Below are 9,087 nucleotides of genomic sequence, written 5' to 3' on the forward strand. Positions count from 1 at the left end.
GCAAAGACCTTTTCATCTTTTTGTTTTAGAACTGGTACGGGCTCACCTGTTATCATACTTTCATCTACATAGGATGAGCCAGAAATAACAGCGCCATCGACAGGAACCTTTTCTCCGGGACGAAGTACAATTAAGTTCCCCTTTTCAACAGATGCTGTAGGGATATCCTGCTCCTTACCATCAACCAAAATGCGGACGGTTTTTGGTTGCAGGCCCATCAATTTTTTTATGGCCGACGAGGTATTAGACTTCGCCTTTTCTTCCAGAAGCTTGCCTAATAATATAAAGGCGATAATTACCGAAGCTGCTTCATAATAAACATGCGGATGAATTCCCCGGGCATGCCAGTATTCGGGATAGATGGTATTAAATGCGCTGAATATAAATGCAATTCCGGTGCTTAAAGCAACCAGGGTATCCATATTCGTTTTACCATATTTGGCTTGTTTCCAGGCATTAATGAAGAAGTCCCTGCCAAACCAAAATAGTACAGGCGCTGTCAAAACCATGGAGATCCATGGACCGTAGGGCATGTCCATGAAAAACATACCTATAATGAAAACCGGAAAAGAAAGAATGGATGCCCAGATTGTGCGGTGCTTTATTTCCTGATAATGCTTTATCTGCATTTCTTCCTGGACTTCCGAAGGATTCTCGACGTTAATAATAATATCGTATCCTATAGAACGGATAGTTTTTTGAAGCTCAGAAGGGTTAGTTTTTTCTGCATCAAATTCTGCCCATGCCGTTTGATTGGCGAAGTTGACTCCGGCATCGTATACCCCATCGGCTGATTTGAGCATCGATTCTAAACTTCCTGCGCAGGCTGCACAAGTCATACCTGTGACAGGGAATGTTTCCCTTTTTGCCTTATTATTCCCTTTTGGTTTTTGCAATAATGTATCTGTAGACATAACAATAATTTATACCACAAAATTACATTCGGTGGGACTCGAAGCTTTATATAATCCATTGAAAGAATTACATTATTGTATGATGTTACATCTTACTCATGTCGTGAGTTGACATAGCATCAGAACCCTTTTTCAGGATAAATTCACTAGATAATAAATAAGCACCACTTACTACTACTTCTTTAACATTTTCCAGGCCTGAAGTGATAATAATTTGATTGGCATCTTCCTGACCCGTTGTTACCATTTTGGGAGCAAATGTATTTTTTCCTGTTTTAATCCATACGTGTGCCCCTTTACCGTCTCTGATTACTGCACTGAGGGGCAGAGCAACAGCATCGCTGATATTTTCAGTATTTAGCAGTACTGTAGCTTGCATTCCGGACTGTAACTTCCCCTGACTGGATATCGGTGCCCTTACTTTCAAAACCTGGCTTGCAGCGTCTATTTGTGGCGAAATGAAATTAATTTTCAGGGTCTGTTCCAATTCCGGGAAGCCGTCGATTCTTACTTTTACCGGAGTTCCAATTTTGATTAAACCGGCTTCATCCGGATAGACATCGGCTTCAACCCATAGCTGGCTGTAATTCTCTAAACTTACGATGGGTGAACCAGCAGAAACATACTGGCCTTCGGATACATTAACTTCATTTACCACACCTGAAACAGTGGCATTTACCGTTATAAGAGGTGATGTTTTACTGCTTCGCGCCAGGTTGGCTATCTGAGTATTGGAATAGCCAAACAGCCGAAGCTTATTTTTAGCTGCGTCCCGAAGTGTTAGATAGATCTTCTCATTAGGAAATGCTGCGCTTTGTTTAAGCTGTAGCAAATAATCCTGTTGAAGTGTTTGCAGTTCTTCACTATAGATCTGGAACAAAGCTTGCCCTTTAGAAACCTGACGACCAGTTTCCTTGACATAGAGCCGTTCAATGCGACCGGCATATCTGCTCGATATTAGCTCTGAAAGTTCGGGATTAGTTACCAGCCTGGCGTTTAAAACTTTGGAAGTGCCGAAGTTGCTGCTTGCAATGGGCATGGTTGTAATATTGGCCAGCTGGATCTGGCTATCCATTAAAACAATTTCGTCATTAGTTCCACTCTTAGTAACGGGAACCAGATTCATTCCGCAAATGGGGCAGGAAGACGGACCATCTTTGATGATCTGCGGGTGCATAGGGCACGTGAAATTTTGAGAAGAAGCGGTTTCTTTCTCATTGGTGCATCCCGAAATATAGAATAAAGGGATCAGCACCATCAATACAAGCCTTCTTAAAAATCTTATTCTTTCCATTCTATTGTGCCGTTAAATTTTGAACGTTAATAAAGCTCTCACTGTCGACCAAAAACCAGGCATTCACTGCTAGCTCCTGATCCTCGTTTATACTGTTACCTATATCTGCCCATTCACCCGAAAGGGCTTTTATATCTACGTAAACAGGTACAAACGCATTGCTTTTCTTAATGAATGATACATAGCGGGTTCCTAGTTGAAGCACAGCTGATCGGGGGACCCAGGTTCCTGTATTTCTAGTACTCGTATTTTTCACCGTAATCAATTCACCAACTTTCCATGATTTATCCGCATTGCTTAAGTTAGCTCTCACAAGCGAGTAATTTGTACCCTCACTGTAATATGGCTGGATCAGGCTTACGGGAACACGGCGATTTTTAGTGTCAATGTCTACAGACTGTATGCTGATCATCGTACCTTTTTTAAACTCATCCAGTTTTTCTGGATTAACATAGAATTCAGCCCAAACCGAATTAGTGTTAACCTGGTTAAAAAGCCGTTGGCCTGCTGATAGATATTGCCCTTCCCTAAGCTGCAATGGGGTATTGCTGGCTACATCAGGTATGCCTGACGAGTTCGATGCAGCACCGGAAGAACCTCCCATTCCGCCCATTGACGAAGAGCTATTTCCTGATTCAGATGAAATAACTGTACCTCCCGCTGAAGCGGTTGCAGCAGAAGGCGAAGACACATTTTGAAGTTCTGATACATAACCTGAGTAGGGGCTATAAATACTGACGGTATAATCTATTTTACCTGTGCTCAGGACCCTTTTGATTTGTTGCTCTGTGCTACCCAGAAGCCGGAGTTTCTTTTTCGCCTGTTCTAAAAGTGCGGGTTCATTATTATTTTTCAGGAAGAGTAATTCCTGTTGTGCGCTGGCCAGGTCAGGACTGTAAACATCCATAAGCTTTTGACCTTTTGATACCGGCTGATAATTATACTTTACATACAATTTTTCAATCCTTCCGTTTACTTTCGACGAAACTGAATTTTGACCATTCATATTATAATTGATTATCCCTCTTACAATTATGTCCTGCACCTTCGAGCCTTTCTCCGGCTTTATTGTGGCGATGTCAGAAACAACAAACTGATTAGTAGGTTTCACCAGTGTTTCCAATGTGTCAATTCGGCCAGCATCTTTCCCTGACGATTGTATGGGCACTAAATCCATCTTGCATATTGGACAGATGCCAGGCCCCTCGTTAATAATTTCAGGATGCATCGGGCAAGTATGTTTAGCCGCACTCGCGGATTCCCCCTCCTGGGCTTTTCCTGTACAAGCAGAGATAAAAAAGATGCTCAATAGAACGATTATCGCAAAATTACCTTTCAATATTCTTTTCATATTCAACAATCATTTGATAAAATTTCTGTAGCTGTTCCAGATAGTTCATTTGTGCCATATTCACTGCTTCCCAGCCGTCAATTACTGTATTTACATCCCCTTTATTCTCCTGGTAAGTCAGCATAGACACTTTGAGATTCTTATTTAAAGCGGGCAGTATTTTTGTCTCGTAATTTTTTAACCGGACTTGCATGTTGACTAGCTCCGTCTCCATAGATTTTGTCATACCAAGCATTTCAGAAAGCATGGCATCTTTCTGCAGACGCATTGCCTCACGCTCAAAATTCATGGACCTCACTTCCGACTTATACATTTTCGACGACCAGGGGGCAATAGGAATTGATATCATGCCCATAATGGTGTACTGACTTGGCATCATCGGAGCCCGGTTAGCCATGTGGTCAAATCGGATGCGAAAATCAGGCTTGGCTTCCTGACGCATTTGATTAATGTTTAGTTCCATAGCACGGATACTATAGTCCATTTGCCGTATATCACTCCTGCTGGCTCCTAAATAAGATGTATCCAGAACGGCGATCGGTCTAAAAGATATCACCAGGTTGGTGTCTACCCTGAAATCCGAATTAACCGGGCGGTACATTAAAGCGTTTAAGGCTATCTTTTTAGATCGCAATTCACTTTCGGTCATTAGAATCATATTCTCCGATTCATATAGCCGTCCTTCAGCTTTAAAAACCTGACTTAATGAACCCTGATTATATGGATAGCGAATTTCCGCAAGCTTTTTCATCGTACCCATAATCGTTAGGTTTTCTTTTTGAAAAGCTATTTTCTTATTTGCTACAATCAGTTCGTAATACAGCTGTTTGGCTCGGGCATTTAATAAATTGGCCTGGACTCCCTGTGCGGCCCTTGTGATGGAGGACTGTGCCGCAAAATATTTTTCTTTTGCTTTTACCTTTGCGGGATTAGGAATATCCTGCTCAGCGGATAACATCCAGGCTCCTTTGTCTGATTCATCCTCTACCTTTGAACCAGGGTAGGGCGTCATGAAAGTTCCGGCCCCAACCATAGGAGCCATCCAGGATCCGGCACCTTCTATCTTTGCATCCTGGCTTGCAACCTGGCTGTCAAAGGATTTCAAGAGAGGATTGTTAGTTCTAATCTCCTGTAATACCTTATCCAGGCTTAATACTTCCTGTCCGTATGTCAGGGTTGATCCCATCATTAATACAGGCAGGATAAATTTTCTAATGCTGATCATCGTTCACCTCCAGTTTTCCAAACTTTTTTAATTCATATTCTTTTGTCATCAGAAAGATGAGCGGGGTTACCAACAGGATATGCGTGGAGGAGGTTAAAACTCCGCCTATCATCGGTAAAACAATAGGCTGCATCATATCACTGCCCACACCTGCAGACCATAATACCGGTGTCAAACCGAACAAGGCCACGCATACCGTCATAATCTTTGGACGCAGTCGTTTCGCTGCCCCATTGATAACATATTCCCTTAAATCTTCCTTTGTAATGGTTTCGCTTGAGTTGCCCTTCAAAGCGACCAGCTGCTTCATTGAATCATTGAGATAAATGACCATGACAACCCCGGTTTCTACGGCAATTCCGAATAAAGCGATAAAACCTACCGCAACGGCTACCGACATATTGACTCCCCAGAAAAAGATGAGGTAGGCGCCTCCGATTAAGGCGAACGGAATCGTTATCAGGCTTAAAAATGCTTCTCGAGCCGACTTAAATGCCAGATAGAGCGATATGAATATAATGATCAGCACGATCGGCAAAATGTATAATAAAGTCTTTTGCCCCCGAATCAGGTTTTCATACTGCCCGCTCCATTCCACAAAATATCCATTAGGCAGTTTGAGATCCTTATTGAGTTTGTCCACCGCTTCCTGAACCGTGCTTCCCAAATCCCTGTCCCTTACATTGAACATGACTGCACCCCTTAACAGAGCATTTTCGGAAGTGATCATCGGCGGGCCATCGGCGAAGCGTATATCAGCTACGGATGAAAGCGGAACCGTGCCAGCATCAGCCGAATTTAACGGAATCCGCTTAATCCTGTCAATGCTATTGCGGTAATCCTGACCGAGTCTTAAATGAATATTCAAACGCTGTCTTCCTTCGATTGTAGTGCCGAATGGGGCACCGCCTATTGCAGTTTCAACTGTGGCGTTAACATCATCTACAGTTAAACCATAACGTTCCAGCCTGTCGCGCTTGATCACTATCTCCAGATATTTTCCGCCGGTAACTGGTTCCACGTATAAATCTTTAACGCCTTCTACATTCTTTAATAATGATTGAACTTTTTGAGATACCGCAGAAATTTGATTTAAATCCTGCCCGTAAACTTTAACACCCACATCCGTACGGATACCTGTGGAAAGCATGTTAATCCGGTTGATAATGGGCTGAGTCCAGCCATTTACCACGCCAGGTATCTGGAGCTTAGCATCCAGTTCAGCAATAATGTCTTTTTTGGTGATCCCAGGACGCCATTCGCTCTTAGGTTTCAAGGAGATGATTGTTTCGATCATACTTATTGGCGAATTATCAGTCGCTGTATTTGCTCTCCCTGCTTTTCCGAGGACCTTATCCACTTCGGGTACCGATTTAATCAGTTTATCCTGAACCTGTAATATTCGTTTGACTTCTGCATTTGATATATCCGGTAGGGTAACAGGCATAAACAAAATGGACTGCTCATCCAGCGGTGGCATAAACTCCCGGCCCAGGCTCATCACCATCGGGATGCTGATCAAAAGCGCAAGGATATTTATCCCCAAAGTTGTTTTGCGATACTTGATACAAGCACGAATAATCGGTTCATACCTTTTTTCCATCCATCGGTTGATGGGATTCTCATGCTCGGCCCGGAACCTTCCTTTCATGAAGAAGGAAATGATGACGGGTGCCAGGGTGAGCACCAGAAAAGCATCTACAATCAGTATGAATGTCTTGGTGTAAGCCAGGGGATGAAATAGCTTTCCTTCCTGCCCGGTCAAAAGAAACACCGGAAGAAAGGAGGTGATAATTATGATAGTAGAGTAGAAGACACCCCGTGACACCTGCTTACAGGCTTTTGAAATAATGCTCAGCCTTTCTTCACTCGAAAGTTTAACATAACCGTCCTTCTGTTCTTTTCGCTTAAAGAAGCTGTTAAATCTATTTTGCATCTGACTCCTCTCCATTTCTTAAAACGTTAAGTTCGGCTTGCCTTACCGCAAGGTGTTTGTATGAGTTTTCGGCCATTATAATTCCATTATCGACAATTACCCCAATTGCAAGTGCGATACCGGTCAGCGACATGATGTTTGATGAGATATCAAATGCGTTCAGTATGATAAAGCTTGCCGCAATTGTTATGGGGATTTGGATAATGATACTTATTGCACTTCTCCAGTGAAATAAAAATGCAATGACAATAAGTGAAACCACAATCATTTCCTGAATAAGCGTGTTTTTAATAGAGGAAATCGACTCTTCAATCAATTCACCCCGGTCATACACTATATTAAATTTCACTCCCTCCGGGAGCCCCTTGCTTACTTCGGCCATTTTTGCTTTTACCTTTTGAATGGTTTCATCGGCGTTCTCACCGTAGCGCATAACAACAATGCCGCCTACCGCTTCGCCTTCTCCGTTATAGTCAAATATCCCCAGGCGGCTTTCCCCGGCCATTTGGACTGTTGCCAGATCTCTTATTTTAACAGGGATTGAGTTTTGCGTCCGCACGGCGAGGTTTTCTATCTCCTCAATCGACTTCAGGTATCCGGTAGTTTTTATGATGTATCCCACATCATTCATCTCAAATTTTCGCCCGCCTGCTTCATTGTTATTTGAATTTACAGCGCGGGTTATATCCGCTATCGTCAGCTTATAATAAGTGAGTTTATTAGGATCAATGTTTATTTGATATTGCTTCTGAAAACCGCCGAATGAGGCTATTTCACTTACTCCGGAAACATTTTGGAGAGCGAATTTGATATACCAATCCTGCACCGTCCGTTGTTCACCGAGATCCATTCCGGGAGCATCCAGAGTATACCACAAAACATGACCGACGCCTGTCCCATCCGGGCCCATAGTAGGGGTAACCCCCTCTGGAAGTGCATTTCCAATGGAATTTAGCCGTTCAAGAACTCTGGAACGAGCCCAATAAACATCAACATTATCTTCAAAGATGATATAGATAAAGCTCATCCCAAACATGGAATTTGCCCTCACATACTTCACTTTTGGCAAACCCTGGAGGTTGGTCACCAGCGGATAGGTAATCTGGTCTTCGATGATCTGAGGACTTCTTCCCATCCATTCAGTAAATACTATGACCTGATTTTCCGACAGGTCTGGGATTGCATCGATTTTACTCGTTTTAACCGAATAGATGCCCCAGCCAAATATTCCAGCTGCCAGAAGTAAAACGAGGAATCTATTCCGCAAGGAGAATTCAATAAGTTTCTCTACCATGTTTTTTGATTGTAAACCACAACGAAATGCGCAGTGGATTTCAAGATATTTCAGTAAGAATTGAGAAAAAATGGAGTTTAGGCATTGAATGCCTGTGCTATGCTATTGGAACAGCATCAGCATTTGAAACGGATATTATATTCGGAAGTTGCAGTTTCGGATAAAGACAGGGGTATTGTCTTTAACAGGAGGCGCATTAGCCAGAGGTTTCTCTTCTATCAGAGAAACGGGATAAAATTCAGGCAGGAAGGAAAATCTGTTCCAGGAAAGATCTTCAGTAAAAGTTTTGAACTGAAAAGGATTGTCATTGAGCCTTTGGGCCTCATCAACTTGAACTTGTTTGCTCTCCTTTGTGCAGCATTTCTCGCTTTCTTCAGCTTCCATGCCGCAATTGCTGCAATCTTTAGATTTCTCAGATACAAGCCCAAGGTCAATCAGGGTTCCCATGCAATAATGAAAATGCATGGTTGCTCCGGATGCAACACCCAGATAAAAAACGGCTAATATGGTGACTATGAACTTTTTCACGTGATTCTCCTGCAAATATTGAGAAAAAAATTGAATTCAGAGTTACATAATTCCTTGGAATTGTTTCCTAATTGTCACCTTTTACTTTCCCATATTGTGCTCTCAGCTTTCAACTTTAAGCTTTTCCCTTTCACTTTTCCCCTCCCAGTTTTCAGTTTTCCCCTTTCAATTTTCCCCTTTCAGTTTTCAGTTTTTACCTTTCACTCCCTCCCCGGCCTATACTCCTTAATCACCCCCTTTTTAATATCTTCATCCGTAAAGACTACCGGTTTCATCTTTTTATCTGCATATAATTCCAGCTGATCAGCGAAATGCGGTGAACTTTCTTTATTGCTATTGCCATAGGTTAGGACAGAATAAGCCCTTGGAGTTTTACCGAATTCTACTGCGATAACCCAGCCATCACCCCCGCGGGTTTCACGTTTTAGCGAATCTGTTTTGTGAGGTACGAACCATAGTACGCTGAAAGTCCCCAGCTCCCCGGTTGCCCCGCTAATTGGGATATCTTTGTTATTGATGCGAGCCCGGTTTACATCGCCCCAGGC

8 protein-coding genes are annotated in these 9,087 nt (G+C 42.7%); all 8 read right to left on the bottom strand.

Features of this window, described 5'->3' with window-relative positions:
• Positions 1-914: heavy metal translocating P-type ATPase (locus WBJ10_RS00870; protein ID WP_424287667.1), on the bottom strand; the 914-nt coding region annotated here is incomplete at its 3' end.
• An 85-nt stretch (positions 915-999) separates the two neighbouring features.
• Positions 1,000-2,208, bottom strand: a complete 1,209-nt coding sequence (locus tag WBJ10_RS00875) for an efflux RND transporter periplasmic adaptor subunit (RefSeq protein ID WP_424287668.1) — start codon at positions 2,206-2,208, stop codon at positions 1,000-1,002.
• A gap of 1 nt (position 2,209) precedes the next feature.
• Positions 2,210-3,559 (bottom strand): efflux RND transporter periplasmic adaptor subunit, encoded by a 1,350-nt coding sequence (locus tag WBJ10_RS00880; RefSeq protein WP_424287669.1) that lies wholly within the window; start codon positions 3,557-3,559, stop codon positions 2,210-2,212.
• Positions 3,537-4,784 (bottom strand): TolC family protein, encoded by a 1,248-nt coding sequence (locus tag WBJ10_RS00885; RefSeq protein ID WP_424287670.1) that lies wholly within the window; start codon positions 4,782-4,784, stop codon positions 3,537-3,539. The genes WBJ10_RS00880 and WBJ10_RS00885 overlap by 23 nt, the downstream gene beginning before the upstream one ends.
• Positions 4,771-6,720: an efflux RND transporter permease subunit gene (locus tag WBJ10_RS00890; protein WP_424287674.1), complete on the bottom strand. Its 1,950-nt coding sequence runs from the start codon at positions 6,718-6,720 to the stop codon at positions 4,771-4,773. Before WBJ10_RS00890 ends, WBJ10_RS00885 begins: the two co-directional genes overlap by 14 nt.
• On the bottom strand, positions 6,710-8,014 hold the full coding sequence (locus WBJ10_RS00895) for an efflux RND transporter permease subunit (protein WP_424287671.1): 1,305 nt from the start codon (positions 8,012-8,014) through the stop codon (positions 6,710-6,712). Before WBJ10_RS00895 ends, WBJ10_RS00890 begins: the two co-directional genes overlap by 11 nt.
• A 135-nt stretch (positions 8,015-8,149) precedes the next feature.
• Positions 8,150-8,542 carry an HYC_CC_PP family protein gene (locus tag WBJ10_RS00900; RefSeq protein WP_424287672.1) on the bottom strand — a complete coding sequence of 131 codons (393 nt, stop codon included), beginning with the start codon at positions 8,540-8,542 and terminating at the stop codon, positions 8,150-8,152.
• A gap of 200 nt (positions 8,543-8,742) precedes the next feature.
• The coding region (locus tag WBJ10_RS00905) for a penicillin acylase family protein (protein WP_424287673.1) at positions 8,743-9,087 on the bottom strand (345 nt) is incomplete at its 5' end.

It is taken from the genome of Daejeonella sp., assembly GCF_049655485.1.
Taxonomy (GTDB): domain Bacteria; phylum Bacteroidota; class Bacteroidia; order Sphingobacteriales; family Sphingobacteriaceae; genus Daejeonella.